Annotated in this window: 16 protein-coding genes and 1 riboswitch; of the genes, 12 read left to right on the top strand and 4 right to left on the bottom strand. The window is 39.2% G+C overall.

All coding sequences use genetic code 11. The features are described from left to right. Positions 1 to 105: 105 nt before the first annotated feature. The 3 genes from pheA (at position 106) to H0486_RS12210 (ending at position 4,096) form a co-directional block, all read left to right on the top strand. Entirely contained in the window at positions 106 to 1,245 is a 1,140-nt protein-coding gene (pheA, locus tag H0486_RS12220) for a prephenate dehydratase (RefSeq protein WP_228353258.1), read from the top strand. Between the two features lie 196 nt (positions 1,246 to 1,441). Further along, positions 1,442 to 2,980 carry a S1C family serine protease gene (locus H0486_RS12215; RefSeq protein WP_228353257.1) on the top strand — a complete coding sequence of 513 codons (1,539 nt, stop codon included), beginning with the start codon at positions 1,442 to 1,444 and terminating at the stop codon, positions 2,978 to 2,980. A gap of 120 nt (positions 2,981 to 3,100) precedes the next feature. Continuing rightward, positions 3,101 to 4,096 (top strand): ABC transporter substrate-binding protein, encoded by a 996-nt coding sequence (locus tag H0486_RS12210; protein WP_228353256.1) that lies wholly within the window; start codon positions 3,101 to 3,103, stop codon positions 4,094 to 4,096. Between the two features lie 157 nt (positions 4,097 to 4,253). On the opposite strand, the gene H0486_RS12205 is transcribed toward H0486_RS12210, so the two are convergent. Together H0486_RS12205 and pcrA are read right to left on the bottom strand one after the other, a co-directional pair. Further along, complete coding sequence (locus H0486_RS12205) at positions 4,254 to 4,523, bottom strand: DUF4366 domain-containing protein (RefSeq protein ID WP_228353255.1); 270 nt, start codon at positions 4,521 to 4,523, stop codon at positions 4,254 to 4,256. Between the two features lie 183 nt (positions 4,524 to 4,706). Further along, entirely contained in the window at positions 4,707 to 6,998 is a 2,292-nt protein-coding gene (gene pcrA, locus H0486_RS12200; protein ID WP_228353254.1) for a DNA helicase PcrA, read from the bottom strand. A 204-nt stretch (positions 6,999 to 7,202) separates the two neighbouring features. Between pcrA and H0486_RS12195 the strand changes: the two genes are divergently transcribed. Beyond that, complete coding sequence (locus H0486_RS12195) at positions 7,203 to 7,937, top strand: DUF1836 domain-containing protein (protein ID WP_323163569.1); 735 nt, start codon at positions 7,203 to 7,205, stop codon at positions 7,935 to 7,937. Positions 7,938 to 8,096: 159 nt separating this feature from the next. Here the strand turns inward: H0486_RS12195 and H0486_RS12190 are convergent, their stop codons facing one another. After that, the gene (locus H0486_RS12190) at positions 8,097 to 8,399 is read right to left on the bottom strand and encodes a YerC/YecD family TrpR-related protein (protein WP_228353253.1); all 303 of its coding nucleotides are present in this window, start codon (positions 8,397 to 8,399) and stop codon (positions 8,097 to 8,099) included. Between the two features lie 221 nt (positions 8,400 to 8,620). Beyond that, a complete protein-coding gene (locus H0486_RS12185) occupies positions 8,621 to 8,800 on the bottom strand; it encodes a hypothetical protein (protein ID WP_228353252.1) in 180 nt (59 codons plus the stop codon). A 242-nt stretch (positions 8,801 to 9,042) separates the two neighbouring features. Here H0486_RS12185 and H0486_RS12180 point away from each other — a divergent pair, with 242 nt between their 5' ends. The 8 genes from H0486_RS12180 to thiD all read left to right on the top strand — a co-directional run bounded on the left by H0486_RS12180 (position 9,043) and on the right by thiD (position 15,872). Beyond that, on the top strand, positions 9,043 to 9,282 hold the full coding sequence (locus H0486_RS12180) for a spore coat protein (RefSeq protein WP_228353251.1): 240 nt from the start codon (positions 9,043 to 9,045) through the stop codon (positions 9,280 to 9,282). 31 nt (positions 9,283 to 9,313) lie between these two features. Further along, complete coding sequence (locus H0486_RS12175; RefSeq protein ID WP_228353250.1) at positions 9,314 to 9,607, top strand: spore coat protein; 294 nt, start codon at positions 9,314 to 9,316, stop codon at positions 9,605 to 9,607. Positions 9,608 to 9,726: 119 nt separating this feature from the next. Then, positions 9,727 to 11,235, top strand: a complete 1,509-nt coding sequence (locus H0486_RS12170) for a GH39 family glycosyl hydrolase (protein ID WP_228353249.1) — start codon at positions 9,727 to 9,729, stop codon at positions 11,233 to 11,235. A gap of 66 nt (positions 11,236 to 11,301) precedes the next feature. After that, positions 11,302 to 11,403, top strand: a riboswitch (TPP riboswitch). 129 nt (positions 11,404 to 11,532) lie between these two features. Then, positions 11,533 to 12,033, top strand: coding sequence for an energy coupling factor transporter S component ThiW (thiW, locus tag H0486_RS12165; protein ID WP_228353248.1), 501 nt, complete (start codon positions 11,533 to 11,535; stop codon positions 12,031 to 12,033). Between the two features lie 85 nt (positions 12,034 to 12,118). Further along, positions 12,119 to 13,429 carry a phosphomethylpyrimidine synthase ThiC gene (thiC, locus tag H0486_RS12160; RefSeq protein WP_228353247.1) on the top strand — a complete coding sequence of 437 codons (1,311 nt, stop codon included), beginning with the start codon at positions 12,119 to 12,121 and terminating at the stop codon, positions 13,427 to 13,429. Between the two features lie 19 nt (positions 13,430 to 13,448). Further along, positions 13,449 to 14,270 carry a hydroxyethylthiazole kinase gene (thiM, locus tag H0486_RS12155; protein ID WP_228353246.1) on the top strand — a complete coding sequence of 274 codons (822 nt, stop codon included), beginning with the start codon at positions 13,449 to 13,451 and terminating at the stop codon, positions 14,268 to 14,270. A 57-nt stretch (positions 14,271 to 14,327) separates the two neighbouring features. After that, positions 14,328 to 14,969 (top strand): thiamine phosphate synthase, encoded by a 642-nt coding sequence (gene thiE / locus H0486_RS12150; protein WP_228353245.1) that lies wholly within the window; start codon positions 14,328 to 14,330, stop codon positions 14,967 to 14,969. Between the two features lie 120 nt (positions 14,970 to 15,089). Next, a complete protein-coding gene (gene thiD / locus H0486_RS12145) occupies positions 15,090 to 15,872 on the top strand; it encodes a bifunctional hydroxymethylpyrimidine kinase/phosphomethylpyrimidine kinase (RefSeq protein WP_228353244.1) in 783 nt (260 codons plus the stop codon). Positions 15,873 to 15,965: the final 93 nt, after the last annotated feature.

Below are 15,965 nucleotides of genomic sequence, written 5' to 3'. Positions count from 1 at the left end.
CAGAACAGTTACTGACAAAGTAACTGTTCTGGTTGCACCCCATTCATTATAATAGTATAATGATGCAAAAGGTTGGAAAAATAATGGAGTACTTTGGAGGACAAAATGATAGATATACAGGAAAGCAGAGAGAAGATTGATATCGTCGACCGTCAGATGGTGGAGTTGTTTGAGCAAAGAATGAAATTAGCCATGGATATTGCAGAATACAAGCGTAGTATTGGAAAACCCATTTATGATGCTGCTCGTGAGGAGCAGAAGCTGGCCACACTTACGGCATTGACGGAAGACGAGTTTAATAAAAAGGCAATTGGAGATTTATTTAAGCAGATCATGTCTATGAGCCGCAGATTACAATATACTCTGTTGGATAATATAGAAAGTCTTGGCTTCACTGAGGTGGAGCAGTTACCCGTCAGAAAGGATACCACCGTTGCATTTTTCGGTGAAAATGGTTCTTATACAGAACAGGCAATGCTTGAATATTTTGGTGATGAAGTCCAGGGCATTCCGATGAAAACCTTTTCTGAAGTCATGAAGGCGATTAATGAAGAAAAAGCAGATTATGGAGTGCTACCGATTGAAAACTCATCAACGGGAACCTTAGCCGATGTATTCGACCTTCTGTCCGAATATGATAATTATATAATTGGTGAGCATTTAGTGAAAATTGAACATAATCTATGGGGAGTTCCGGGGTCTGCAATTTCTGATATTAAGAAAGTGTTTTCTCATCGTCAGGGATTACTACAATGTTCTGATTTCTTAAAGCAGTATCCCAAGATGAAACAGATCGAAGCTGGAAGTACAGCAGGCTGTGCGAGAAAAATCTTAGAGGATAAGGATAACTCACAAGCAGCAATCGCAAGTAAACAGGCAGGTAAAGTATATGGCCTGCAGCTATTAAAGGCATCCATTCAGAATGAGGATAATAATACGACGAGATTTATTATTATTTCAAATAAAAAAATATATAAAAAAGGTGCGGAACGAACCAGTATTTGCTTTGCACTTCCACATAAAAGCGGATCACTCTATCACATGATTTCTCATTTTATTTATAATAATATTAATATGACGAAGATAGAATCCAGACCGATACTGGGAAAAGCCTTTGCCTATCGTTTCTTTGTCGATATTGAAGGAAGTCTTGAGCATCCTGCAGTAAAGAATGCGCTTATGTGTATAAAGGAAGAAGCATTGGAGATGAAGATACTGGGAAGTTATATTCCTGTGCAATCGTAGTTGTAATAGTACCAACCATCTATTGTGGACTTAACCGCATGGATATGAGGAGGATAAGCACCCTTTTGCATAGATGAAGCTTCTTCATACTTTTTTCAAAATCTAATCACAAAGTGAACATAATTTCCTGTTACGATAATCCTATCAATGAAAGACACACTTGTATAGGAATTATAGTATTGAAAGGAGAGTTCGTATGAATAATGAGAACAATAACAATGAGTTCAGCAATAATGAATTCAGCAATAATGAGTTCAACAATAATGAGTTCAATCATAAAGAGTTCAATAATAACGAATTAAGTAATATCGAGATAAAAAATAATGAGATCAATAATGATCAATTGAATCATTTTAGCAATCAGAGTTACAGTAATTCTCAGCAGAGATATTCTACAGAATATAAGCAACAGGCAACACAGGGATTTACCACTGGCGGGGAAGCTTATAACCAGAATCAAAACCCCTACACAGTGTATCCAACCCCTTCATTGAAAGAGGAAAAGCAACCGAAAAAGAAAAGAAGGATGATAGGTGTATTAAAGCTAACAGCGGCCGCTGTTGTCTTTGGGATTGTAGCAGGTGCATCCCTTCAGGGATATAATATGCTCGTTAACTCTGCATCAAGTTCAAAAGCAGAGAAAGCTTCCGATGATACCAGTATTAAGCTTTCAGAACTATTGGAGGATACGAAGGATGAGGAAATCATTGTACCTACCACAGCAAAGGGAGAAACCGTTATCACGGATGTGTCAGACGTAGTCGATAAAGTAATGCCTTCTATTGTCGCAATTAATTCATCAGGAACAGCAATTAGTTATGATTTCTTTGGAAGGCAGTTTAGTCAACCGACACAGGGAAGCGGCTCCGGTATTATCATAGCGCAGAATAGTAAAGAATTGCTACTGGTTACTAATAACCATGTAATTGAAGGAGCTGATAATGTAGAGATCGTATTTTCGGATGAATCAACTGCAACTGCTACCGTAAAGGGTGCTGATGCCAATGCAGATCTGGCCGTATTATCAGTCGATATAAAAGGAATATCCGAAGATACTCTGAAAAATATCAAAGTAGCGACCATTGGTAATTCAGATAATGTAAAACCAGGTGAGATGGCAATCGCAATTGGTAATGCTCTTGGATATGGTCAATCCGTTACTGTAGGCTATATCAGTGCAGTTAACCGAGAGCTTACGATTGGGAATCAGACTATGACCCTTCTTCAAACTGATGCAGCAATTAATCCTGGTAATAGCGGTGGCGCACTTCTTAATACTTCTGGTCAGGTAATTGGTATTAATTCAGTGAAATATGCGTCACAGGAAGTGGAAGGAATGGGTTATGCAATTCCGATATCCAGTGCCATTCCGATGATTAATGAATTAATGAACCGTGAAGTGATTGAAAAGGGAGAACAGGGCTTCTTAGGAATTGATGCATCCACTGCACAGAATGTAACCGAAATTTATGCTGAGCGTTTCAATATGCCGGTAGGTGTATATGTAAATGATGTTTTAAAGGATTCCCCTGCAGAAAAAGCAGGCTTAATGCAAGGAGACATCATTACCGGAGTAAACGATTTGAAGATTAAGACTATCGATGCCTTAATCAATGCCTTAAGCTATAAAAAAGCAGGAGATACCATTAAACTACGGATTCAGGTAAAAGAAAATGGAAAATATGTTGAGAAGACACTGGAGGTTACCTTGGGAGAACGTGAAGATATCAAGTAATATTCCACCAAAGGTTATTTCGTTTTCGTCCGGTTCATAATTTATTTAGTCCCAGTACAAGCACAAACCAGAGGAATTTACGATATATTATAGGAGTAATATATTCTCTGGAGGGTTTCGATGAAGAAGAAATGGATAAGTGTACTTGCTGTAATCACGATATTTGCTTCAATATTAACAGGGTGTAAGGGAACTGGAGGCTTAACAGAAATAACATTAAATGAAGTAGCACATTCTATTTTCTATGCACCAATGTATGTTGCTATTGAAAAGGGATACTTTGAGGAAGAAGGCCTAAAGGTTGATTTAGTGAATGGCCTGGGAGCCGATAAAACAATGACCGCAGTACTCAGTGGAGATTGTGATATCGGCTTTATGGGCGCAGAAGCAACAATCTATGTATATAACGAGGGCGCTGAGGATTATGTTGTTAATTTCGCACAGCTGACCCAGAGAGCCGGTAACTTTCTGGTTTCCAGAGATAATAATGAAGAATTTGATTGGAATAACTTAAAGGGAAAGACTGTTATCGGAGGCAGGCCGGGTGGAATGCCGCAGATGGTATTTGAGTACATTCTTAAGAAACATGGAATGGATCCGAAAAAGGATTTAACCATAATTCAGAACATTGATTTTGGATTGACTTCTCAGGCGTTTTCATCCGGTGAAGGTGATTACACCATTGAATTCGAACCGGCTGCAACTGCTCTGGAATTAGAAGGAGTGGGAAAGGTAGTTGCATCTCTTGGTGTGGAAAGCGGAAAGGTTCCCTATACTACATTTGCAGCTAAGAAGAGTTATATTGAGAAAAATCCTGAGATCATTCAGAAATTCACCAATGCAATTCAAAAGGGGCTGGATTTTGTAGCGACTCATTCCCCGAAGGAGATAGCAGAAGCGATACAGCCTCAGTTTGCTGAGACAGATCGTGAGAAGCTGGTTATGATTGTTACCAGGTATTATGAACAGGATACCTGGAAGGATAATCTGATTTTTGAGGAAGAAAGCTTAACACTTCTACAGGATATCCTGGAGGAAGCGGGAGAATTATCGAAGCGGGTTCCATATCAGGAGATCATAACAAGAAAATATGCAGAAGAAGCAGCTAAGAAGTAGGCTGGATCATATTCATAATAAAATCATAATGATGGGGATGTATGTCACGAACATGTTTTGTGACATACATCCCCATAAATAATACCTGAATTAATAGTAGAATCATGATATCTTTTTATCGTTCATTACTACATAACCTATTAGTAAATAATGCTTGTTACAGTTCAGAAGATTCGGTGGATTGCTCCTCTTCTGTCAGATCGTCTGTATCTTCCTCATAATCATCAAAGTCATCATCAAAGTCCTCAAGATAATCTGGATTCATATAGCGGTATACAGCATATGCGATAGCAGCTACTGCAGCGATAGCACCGATTACAGCAAGAATGCACATGATTGTATGCTTTCTTTTCTCCATTGGATCTTTTCTGTGAACTAATTCCCCTAATTTCATTGCGCTTAAGAGCTCATCAATTTTATTGCCCATGATAACACTTCCCTTCGTTATTCTAAATAAGTGGTGTCTTTTCCATTTATTCTCATTACATTTATAGTATAACATAACAATAGTATATTTGCTAGTAACGATTCGGTTTATATATCGGCATTGAATCGTCATCCTTACTATAATATTTGAATTTCAAAGAAGTTTTATACAAGGTTAATCGAATTAATCAATTTTAATTAAATTAGCAAAGGTTGATAGCAGCTTTTTGATTCCGAACTTCGGGAAATCAACTGTTACCTCATAGTCTTTACCGCCTTTTGTAATATCAGTAACGATACCAACGCCAAACTTTACATGTTTAACGCTATCTCCGACACCATAATCCAATGTTCCCATCTTAGTGCCTTCAAATTGCTTTGTCTCCGCCGTGTAATAAGGCCTATAGCCGGCTTGGGGCTTAGAGGCTGGTTTGTCAAAGTCCAGAATGCCGGGGGACTTATCAGAGATGGAGTCATTACTCATTTTGCTAAATTGCACCTTTCTTGGAGAAGCAGTATTCATCTTAATCATATATCTTGGTATTTCATTAATAAAGCGTGAGGGCTTATTGTACTGTGTTTCCCCTCTAATCATTCGCTGCTTGGCAGCGGTAAGTGATAAACGCTTCATCGCTCTGGTAAAGCCTACATAACACAGACGCCGTTCTTCCTCAATCTCTTCAACCGGATTGTCAGCAAAAATGGACATATAGCCAGGAAAAATACCTTCTTCCATTCCGCATAGATAAACATATGGGAACTCCAGGCCCTTTGCACTGTGTAAGGTCATTAGAACGATATGGTTCATTTCCTCATTTAAATTATCAATATCGGAAACTAAAGCAACCTCTTCTAAAAATCCACTTAAGGTCGGCGGCTCCAGACTGTTCTCTTCATAGGTTACCAGCTTATTGACAAGCTCGTTGATATTTTCGATTCGATCCTGGGCCTCTTCGGAATTCTCCTCCTCAAGCTCCCGTAGATAACCGGTAGCGTCAAGAATGTCATCGATTATTTCTCTAAGAGAATAGCCTTCCTGCTGAATACGCGACTTAAGACCTTCAATCAGGCTGACAAAAGGAATAATCTTCGATGCAGAACGTTCTAATCCAGGGATATACTGAGCTCTGGTGAGAGCTTCATAAAAACTTATATTTTGCTGAAGTGCGTAATCATTAACACGGTCTACCGTAGTTAGTCCAATGCCTCGGCGGGGAACATTGATAATACGTTTTACGGCAAGGTTGTCCAAGCCATTGTCTATGGTTTTCAGGTAAGCCAGAATATCCTTAATTTCTTTACGGGAATAGAAGTTCACGCTGCCAATGATTTTATAAGGTATATTCTTTAATATTAATTTCTCCTCTAGAAGACGGGATTGTGCATTCGTTCGATATAGAATCGCAATATCGTTATAATTGATCTTCCCAGTATTTACAAGATGCTGAATCTCAGAGGTAATACTGTCCGCTTCCTCAAAATCTGTCTCATACTGTGTGAATTGAACAGGTTCTCCCTCTTCGTTCTCCGTCCATAGGGTTTTATCTTTTCTTCCTTGATTATTACAAATCACCTCATTGGCTGCATTCAGAATACTTTTCGTAGAGCGGTAGTTTTGCTCTAATTTGATTACGGTAGTATTCGGAAAAGCCTTTTCAAAATTAAGAATATTATATATATTTGCTCCACGGAATTTGTAGATGGACTGATCATCATCACCAACTACACACAGGTTATACTCTCGTTCGCCATATTCATTCAGTCCGGATGCAAGCAGATGAATCAGCTGAAATTGCACATTATTCGTATCCTGATACTCATCCACCATAATATATCGAAAACGATTTTGATAGTAAAGCAATGCTTCCTTATTTGTTTGAAATAATTCTACCGTCTTATAAAGCAAATCATCAAAATCCAAAGCATTACTTGCCTTTAGACGTTTTTGATATTCCGAATAAGCCTGTGCATATTTTGTCTGCTGATAATCTCCCTGTGCCTGTAAGGCAAATTCTTCTGGTGAGATCATTTCGTCCTTTGCTCTCGATATAACTGAGAGAATACTGCGTTCATTCATTTTCTTTGTATCGATATTTAAAAACTTACATACTTCCCGCATCAGAGTTTTCTGATCATCCGTGTCATAGATGGTAAAGCTTCTGGAATAACCGATGCTTTCTATAAATCTACGCAGGATTCGAACACAGGTAGAATGAAACGTACTTACCCAGATGTTCTCTGAGCCGTAGCCAACTATGTTATCCACTCTTTCCCGCATTTCCCTGGCAGCCTTATTGGTAAAGGTAATCGCAAGGATATTCCATGGGTTTACATCCCTTTCCTCAATCAGATACGCAATTCGATGTGTTAAGACCCTTGTTTTACCGGATCCTGCCCCTGCGAGAATGAGAAGGGGCCCTTTATCATGAAGTACAGCTCTTTTTTGCTCGGGGTTCAATGTATCATAAATACTCATATCATGTACCTGCCTGTCCTATGTAATCTTACTGCAGCCGATATCCTAAGATATCCGACTGCAAACATATGTTTATTATAGCATGCCAATATTTCAGATTCAATGTAATGTTCAAGAAATGTCTGCCATTCATCTATAGATTTTTGCTTTGACATCTAGTTATTGTTACTATATAATAAATTCGAGGTGATATAATTGGATACAATGAAGGAAGAGTATATCAAAAGTCTGATTGACAGACTCAGGGATGCAAAATATATCATGCCTGATGATATACCTAATATTGATTTATATATGGATCAGGTTACCACGTTTATGGACAAGCATCTCAAATCTTCCAAGCGTTACAGTGAGGATAAGCTTTTGACCAAAACGATGATAAATAATTATACGAAGAACGAATTGTTACCTCCACCAAATAAGAAGAAATATTCCAAGGAGCATATGTTCCTTTTAATTTTTATCTATTATTTTAAAAACATCTTATCAATTAATGATATTCAAAGTATTTTCAATCCATTGACAGAGAGATATTACGGCAAGAAGTCAGGGGTGGATTTGGAAACAATCTATAAAGAGATCTTTCGAATGGAGAAAGAGCAGACGGATGCTTTAACGAAGGATATGATTCGAAAGATGACGAAGGCGAAGGAAGCCTTCCCGGATATAAATGACGAGGAGGATCGTGATTTTCTTACGACGTTTACTTTTATCAGTATGCTTTGCTTTGACGTATATATGCGAAAGCACATGATTGAGATGATGATAGATCATTCTTTTATGAGCAATAATAAGGGCTCCGTCAAGAAGAGATCAGAGAAACAGGGAAGCAAAACTACTGAGAAATCGGAAGCAGCCAGGAAGCCAGATTCAGCGAAAAAAACCAATAGCAAATCGGAAGGATCAAAAGATTCAGGCAATTCCGTAACTTATATTTAATCGAAACATAATTTAACTATAGTCGAAACATAAATTAACAGCATTATATCAAGAAAACCCACCTCTAATTAGAATGGATATACCCTTGTTACATTGACAGGTTATATATCAACTCTAAATAAAGGTGGGTTGATTCTTTTTTGGGGTTTCCCCGTAATATTAATCGTCCTTGTTCACATCTTTCATTCTTGAAAAGACCATATCATAGCCATCATTTCCATAGTTCAGAGAGCGATTAACCCGACTGATCGTAGCAGTAGAGGCACCCGTTTTTTCTGCAATTTCAAGATATGTTTTATGATTTCGCAACATACGTGCCACTTCAAATCTCTGGGATAGAGACAATAACTCGTTTACAGTACAAATATCTTCAAAAAATATATAACACTCCTCCGAATCTTTTAAGCTTAATATGGCCTCAAATAAATGGTCAACAGCAGATGTTCTGATGTTCTTACTCATCGGTAGGACTCCTTTCATCCATTGTGTTTTGTGTTTCACACAGTATAATTTTAACACTACAGAGTGCTAAAGTAAAGTGCTTTTTCATTTAAGCTCGGAACATTTGTTATTATTTAGGAATACCATATTCCCAATCATACGCTTTAATAGAATGGGTACGAAAAAATATCTGCAAGACATAACAATAATACTATTAATTTATCATAGAAAGCTCAAATATACTAGCGAAAAATTCTAGGAAATCCATAAAACATAGATCTGTCCGAACGATACCTCCGATACTCCCTACGCGGATAAGGTCTGCGTTTACAGCAATCCCGATCATTATCAAACCAGTCATCATAATCGTGACGATGACGATCATAGTAAGAACGACGGCAATCGTCATTAAAGCATCCCATTTACATCAACTCCTTTCATAATTAGAATATGCTGAAGCTGAAAAATGGTGAAAGATTTACAATAATGTTGAAAAGTAAAAATCGAAATTAAGGTTATTAATACTTAGTATAATTTTACTATTATTTGAAATAATGATTACGATAATAGCATAAATGATTGCGTGGAAATTATTCTGTTTCATCACGACAAGGATATGCTTGTATCATAATGGTAAGCAGCTTTAAGAAAGGAATGAGGAACTATGAGAATTGGAAATAGCATTGCACCCCATGAAGCACTGGAATTACATGAGCTTCTAACCTTTAAGAATGTATGTGCAACAAAGTCTGCATCGATGGCAGCCCTGGTAAAGGATGATGAGTTAAAAACAATATTAGAACAGGATTTTAATACATCAAAAGAGCATATTAAGGAATTGCAGGACTTGATGGTAGGTGCAAGTACTGCCTTTGATTCTGCTTCAAAAGCAACTGTAGGGTAAGTAATTTTATAGAATGTATGAGGTGAAAAGAATGGCAACAATAATTCAAAATATGGCAGGAATGTCAGAAATGACGGAACAGATTATCGCTACAGATTTACTTCTTGCATCGAAAAGTGCAATAAAGAATTATGCGGCAGCAATAACGGAAGCAACATCTCCTGAGGTAACCAAAACACTGCGAAAGCAATTGGATGATGCAATTAACGCCCATGGACGAATTTCGACTTATATGATGAACAAGGGATATTATAATGCTTTTGACCCCAAAGACCAATTGAATAAGGTTAAGGAAGCCTCAGAAACTGTTATGAATATTAATTAAATATCGATGTAGCAATATTTGAAGGGTTTGATAGCAACTCACAAGAAGAAAAAAATATGATTATGTGGTATAATACAAATTATATAATCACAGATGACATATTCAATCGGAGGAGAACTATGAAAGAAAAATTGTATTATAACATTAATCTGGAACAGAGTACTACCTTTCATAATAATGCGACCTTTTGTATCGGAACAGGACGCTTAAATCTAGCCTTACGGACAGAGTATCATAATCAGTTAAAGAAGGTTCAGGAAGACATTCATTTCGACCATATCCGCGGGCATGGACTGTTTTGTGATGATATGGCTGTCTATCGGACTTATGAAGAGGATGGAATTGAGAAGGCAGAGTACAATTTTTCTTACATTGATCTTGTGTTCGATGACTATCGGTCCATGGGTCTAAAGCCTTTTGTTGAGTTGGGCTTTATGCCTAAGAACTTAGCAAGTGGTGAGCAGACGATATTCTATTGGAAGGGAAATACTACACCTCCGAAAGATTATCAGAAATGGGCGGATCTGGTAATTGCAACGATTAAGCATTGGATTTCTCGATATGGTATAGACGAGGTTATAACCTGGCCCTTTGAGGTATGGAATGAACCCAATCTTCCGGGTTTCTGGAAGGGTGCGGATATGGAGGAGTATTTCAAGCTTTATGAGGTGACCAGTAAAGCGGTGAAATCCTGTGATCCGCGTATTCGTGTTGGAGGTCCTGCTATCTGTGGTGTGGACGATGAGAGATGGCTGAGATGCTTCCTGGAGTTCTGCAGCAATAACAGAGTACCTATTGATTTTGTAACCAGACATGCATATGCAACCGAGATGCCGGAGAGAGTAGGTCATTATGAATATCAGGAACTGAGAACGCCGAAAGTATTCATGGATGAACTGAGAGAAAGCAGGAAGATTATTGACAGCTTTCCTGAATATAAAGGTATGGAGATGCATATCACCGAATTTAACACTTCCTATACCCCTCTGAATCCCATTCATGATACGAATCTTAATGCGGCTTATGTGGCAAGACTATTAAGTGAGATGGGTGATGTCTGCGCCTCATATTCTTATTGGACCTTTGGGGATGTATTTGAGGAGGCAGGAGTTGCATATACTCCGTTTTCCGGATGTTTTGGCTTAATGACGAATGGTATGATACCAAAGCCCACTTACTGGAGCTTTTCATTCTTTAGCGAGATCGGGTCCGATGCATTGGCACGTGAGGAGCATTTTATTATTACCAAGGATGAGAAGAAGAACATTCATGGTATTGCATGGAATCCGGTAGAGAGGGAGGGCTCTGATATTTCATTAAGTTATTCCTTTGATTTGGAACCCGGAGAATATTTGATCGTAACGAAGCTCGTGGATGAAAGCACTTGTAACCCTTTAAAGACATGGATTGACATGGGTTCACCGGCATATCCTTCGGCAGAGCAAATAAAGCTACTACAGGAATGTTCCCGCCCTCAGGTTAGAACCATGAGAAAGAAAATAACTGAGAACACATTGAGTCTTGATCTCACGTTATCCCCTAATGCATTATGCTACTTCTCTATTCAGCATATTGAACCTGAGACTGACCGGGGATATCAGCCGGAGCGAATTCGTGGAGCCAGATAGCAAGATAGGGAATATCGTAAGTAAAGTAATTGACATTATATTCAATGAAATATATAATGGGAAAAAATAAATATTGTCGGGAGCTTGTGTGCAGGCTGAGAGGAAACAATAGTTTCGACCGTACCTGATTTGGATAATGCCAACGTAGGGAATACATGAATGATCTTAGTTTATGGGATGTACCGGTGTGGTGCATCCCGTTTTATATTGTATAGGATATGTCTTCGAACTTTCTATGCAATATAAATCCTCTTATAAAGCATCAAGGGACCGACTAATAAAAGGAGAGGATAAGTTATGTCAGTAAAAAAGTTATCATTAGCAGGTGTTTTTGTTGCAGTGGGAGTGACCTGCTCCACATTTTCTATTCCGATTGGAGTAGCAAAGGTATTTCCGGTACAGCACTTTATTAACGTATTGGGTGGAATGTTATTAGGGCCGTTCTATGCAGTAGGAATGGCGTTTGTAACATCGCTGCTACGTAATTTCCTGGGAACCGGAAGCTTATTAGCATTCCCAGGAAGTATGTGTGGAGCATTATTATGTGGTCTGTGCTATCGTTATACGAAAAAAATGGGAAGTGCTGTCCTCGGAGAAGTGATCGGAACCGGTATCATTGGAGCCCTTATTGCATATCCGGTGGCTGCTCTCTTCTTGTCCAGCACAGTAGCCTTCTATGGTTTCATTATTCCATTCAGTTTAAGCTCTGTTACAGGAGCGGTCATTGCATATGCTCTATTGTTATCACTGTGTAAATCCGGCTTATTACATAAGATGCAAAAAGATGTTACAGATTAAACCGGAGGAGTATGTTTTACTAAGAATTGATTTATATAAAATGATTCCTACAGTGATAGGGCATATTTGAGAAAGGATGGTAATCATGAATTATAGAACTCAGTTGGAGGCAGCCAGAAAAGGAACGATTACAAAAGAAATGCAGATTGTTGCAAATAAGGAAGGAATCGAAGCTCAGAAGCTCATGGATAAGATTGCAGCTGGTCATATTGTAATTCCGGCAAATCCATTACATACAAGCTTAAGTCCTGAGGGAATTGGAGAAGGGCTTACGACAAAGATTAATGTTAACTTAGGAGTATCAGGGGATTGTGCGGATTATGATAATGAGTTGGAAAAAGTAAAGCTGTCCATTGATTTAGGCGCTCATTCCATTATGGATCTGAGTAATTATGGAAAGACGAATACCTTTCGTCAGCTATTGCTTCAGTCTTCTCCGGCGATGGTGGGGACGGTTCCGATGTATGATGCAATTGGATATTTGGAGAAGGATTTGCTTGATATTACAGCAAAGGATTTCCTCAGAGTAATTGAAGCTCATGCAAGGCAGGGTGTCGATTTTATGACGATTCATGCCGGTATCAATAAAAGGGCCGTGGAATGCTTCACCAATTCAAAACGATTGACCAACATTGTATCCAGAGGCGGTTCGTTGATATTTGCATGGATGAAGATGACGGGAAATGAAAATCCCTTCTATGAATATTATGATGAGGTACTCGATATTTTATATGAATATGATGTAACAATCAGCTTAGGAGATGCATTAAGACCCGGTAGTATTCATGATAGTACGGATCCCGGGCAGATTGCAGAGCTGGTTGAACTGGGGCAACTAACTACACGAGCATGGGATAAGAATGTGCAAGTTATGGTGGAGGGGCCCGGGCATATGGCGATGAATGAAATCGCAGCCAATATGACATTGCAAAAGAGGATTTGCCACGGTGCTCCGTTCTATGTCCTTGGACCGCTGGTTACAGATATCGCACCTGGTTATGACCACATTACCTCTGCTATTGGAGGAGCAATTGCTGCTGCAAACGGAGCTGATTTTCTATGCTATGTCACACCGGCAGAACATCTTCGTCTGCCCGATCTGGCCGATGTTAAGGAAGGAATTATTGCATCAAAAATAGCAGCACATGCAGCGGATATCGCAAATGGAATACCCGGAGCAAGGGAAATCGATAATAAAATGAGCGATGCCAGAAGACGGATTGATTGGGAGGAGATGTTCTCATTAGCTCTGGATGGAAAAAAAGCAAGAGAGTATTTTGAAAGTGCTCCGCCTTCGGATCGTCATAGCTGTTCCATGTGTGGTAAGATGTGTGCCATGAGAACCACCAATCGAATCCTAAACGGAGAAAAAGTAGAGCTGCTGGGGGAAAAATAGAAAGAGGGGAATCGTAATTATGTTACAGGAGATACATCGTAATACTCAAAAGCTAGTTCCACTAGTACATAATATAACAAACTACGTGACAGCCAACGACTGTGCTAATATAACCCTTGCCTGCGGAGGTTCACCCATTATGGCAGATGATATTCTTGAAGTGGAAGAGGTAACCGCCATGAGTAACGCTCTTGTAATTAATACAGGAACATTAAATGAGCGTACGGTTAAAGCAATGTTTGTAGCAGGCAGGAAAGCAAATGAATTGGAGCTTCCGGTTATTCTTGACCCTGTCGGTGTTGGTGCCACCCGGCTTCGATCAGACACAATTATGAATCTGATGAAAGAAGTGTATTTCAGTGTTATTAGAGGCAACAGCTCGGAGATAAGAGCAATTACCGGAAACGGTAATACCAGGGGAGTTGATGCTTCATTAAAAGAGCAAATCACAGATGTTACAGTGGATGAAGCAATTGAGTTAGCAAAATGGACTTCAAAGAGGACAGGAGCCGTGATTGTGATTACCGGTAGAATTGATTTGATTGCGGATCATGATAAGGTATGTCTCATTCGTAATGGGCATCCGATGATGAGCCGTGTGACCGGAACCGGATGTATGCTAACATCCATGATAGGTTCCTTCTGCGGAGCAAATCCTGACAAGCTATATGAAGCTTGTATATCCGCGGTATGTGCAATGGGAATGGCAGGTGAATATGCCTATGAAAAGATCATGGAAAGAAATGAGGGGACTGCCTCCTATCGTCAGTATATCATTGACTTTATCAGTAAAATGGATGACTCATTGATTGAAAAAGGCGCGAAGCTGGAGATGAGATAGTCTTCTGATAGAAGAGTCAGGATACTGGTAACGAGACAGTAGGAAAGGAGTAACATTATGAGGTTGAGGAGAGAGGATTTACTGGTTTATATTGTTACGGACCGAAGCTGGCTAGGGAGCAATCAATTGTCAGACCAGGTGGAGGAAGCCTTAAGATCCGGTGCAACTATGGTGCAGCTCAGGGAAAAGGATATGGCATATGAATCGTTTGTGAAGGAAGCATTGGATATGAAAGAAATAACAAGACGGTATCAGGTTCCACTAATTATCAATGACAATATTGATGTAGCAGTCGCATCAGATGCAGATGGAGTACATCTTGGACAGCAGGATGGGGATATTATTCTGGCAAGAAAAAGACTTGGATATGATAAGATTATCGGGATATCTGCTCATACAGTCATGGAAGCCATGGATGCCGAAGCCGGTGGTGCGGATTATATCGGAGTAGGCGCTGTCTTTGGAACGAATACCAAGAAGGATGCAGAAAATATAGGAATGGAAATATTAACAGAGATATGCCATGCGGTAACAATCCCGGTAGTGGCAATCGGCGGGATTACATTGGAGAATATGGAGAAGCTTCATGGAACCGGGGTTGCCGGGGTAGCAGTGATATCCGCCATTTTCTCAGCACAGAACATTGGTGATGCTACCAAGAGGATGGTCGTAAAAGCGAAGGAACATTTTCATGGATAGGAACTTAGAATTGATATAAATAGATTTTACGTATAGAGAAAATAAGATCTGCATAAGGTGAAAATATAATGAAAGGATAAATAATCTACTCCATGATGGAGTAAGAATATAGGTATCATTATGAAAAAGGTTCTTACAATAGCAGGCTCGGATTGTAGTGGAGGAGCTGGAATACAGGCAGATATTAAAACGATAACCGTACACAATATGTATGCCATGAGTGTAATCACTGCTTTAACTGCTCAGAATACAACTGGTGTCAGTGGCGTAATGGAAGTGACACCGGAATTTATAGAGAAACAGATGGATATGGTATGCTCTGATATCTATCCGGATGCTGTTAAGATTGGTATGCTGGCTAACAAAGATATCATCGATATTGTTGAAGACAAACTGAAGCAATATGAGTTAAAGAATATAGTACTGGATCCGGTCATGATATCAACAAGTGGAAGCAAGCTTCTTCAGGATAATGCCATTGATGCGTTGATTACGAAGTTGATACCTTTGGCTACAGTAATTACACCCAATATACCGGAGGCAGAGTGCCTCTGCGGTTTCCCGATCAGAACAAAGGAAGAGATGCAAAAGGCTGCAGAAGTAATAGCACGACACTATTCAGGAAGTATACTGATAAAAGGAGGACACCTGGAAGAGTGCAGTGATGATTTACTTTATGAAGAGGGAGCTTGTCACTGGTACCAGCAATATAAGGTGAGTAATCCTAATACCCACGGTACTGGGTGTACCCTTTCCACCGCCATAGCATGTAATCTTGCTGCAGGCAGGTGTATTAGAGATGGTGTAGCAGCTGCAAAAAGCTATATTACGGGTGCTCTTGAGGCAAATCTAAACTTGGGTAAGGGTAGTGGCCCTCTCAATCATTGTTATCGTTTAGCTTAAAAAGTTATCTGGCAGGCGGTGAAGTTTCACTTGTAATGTTTAGTAAACTGAATTATGATTGATATGATTGACCCAATTATTATTTATGGAGGT

Source organism: Variimorphobacter saccharofermentans (assembly GCF_014174405.1).
Classification (GTDB): domain Bacteria; phylum Bacillota; class Clostridia; order Lachnospirales; family Lachnospiraceae; genus Mobilitalea; species Mobilitalea saccharofermentans.
Note: the sequence above shows the minus strand (reverse complement) of the source record. Positions and strands in the feature narration are given on the sequence as shown.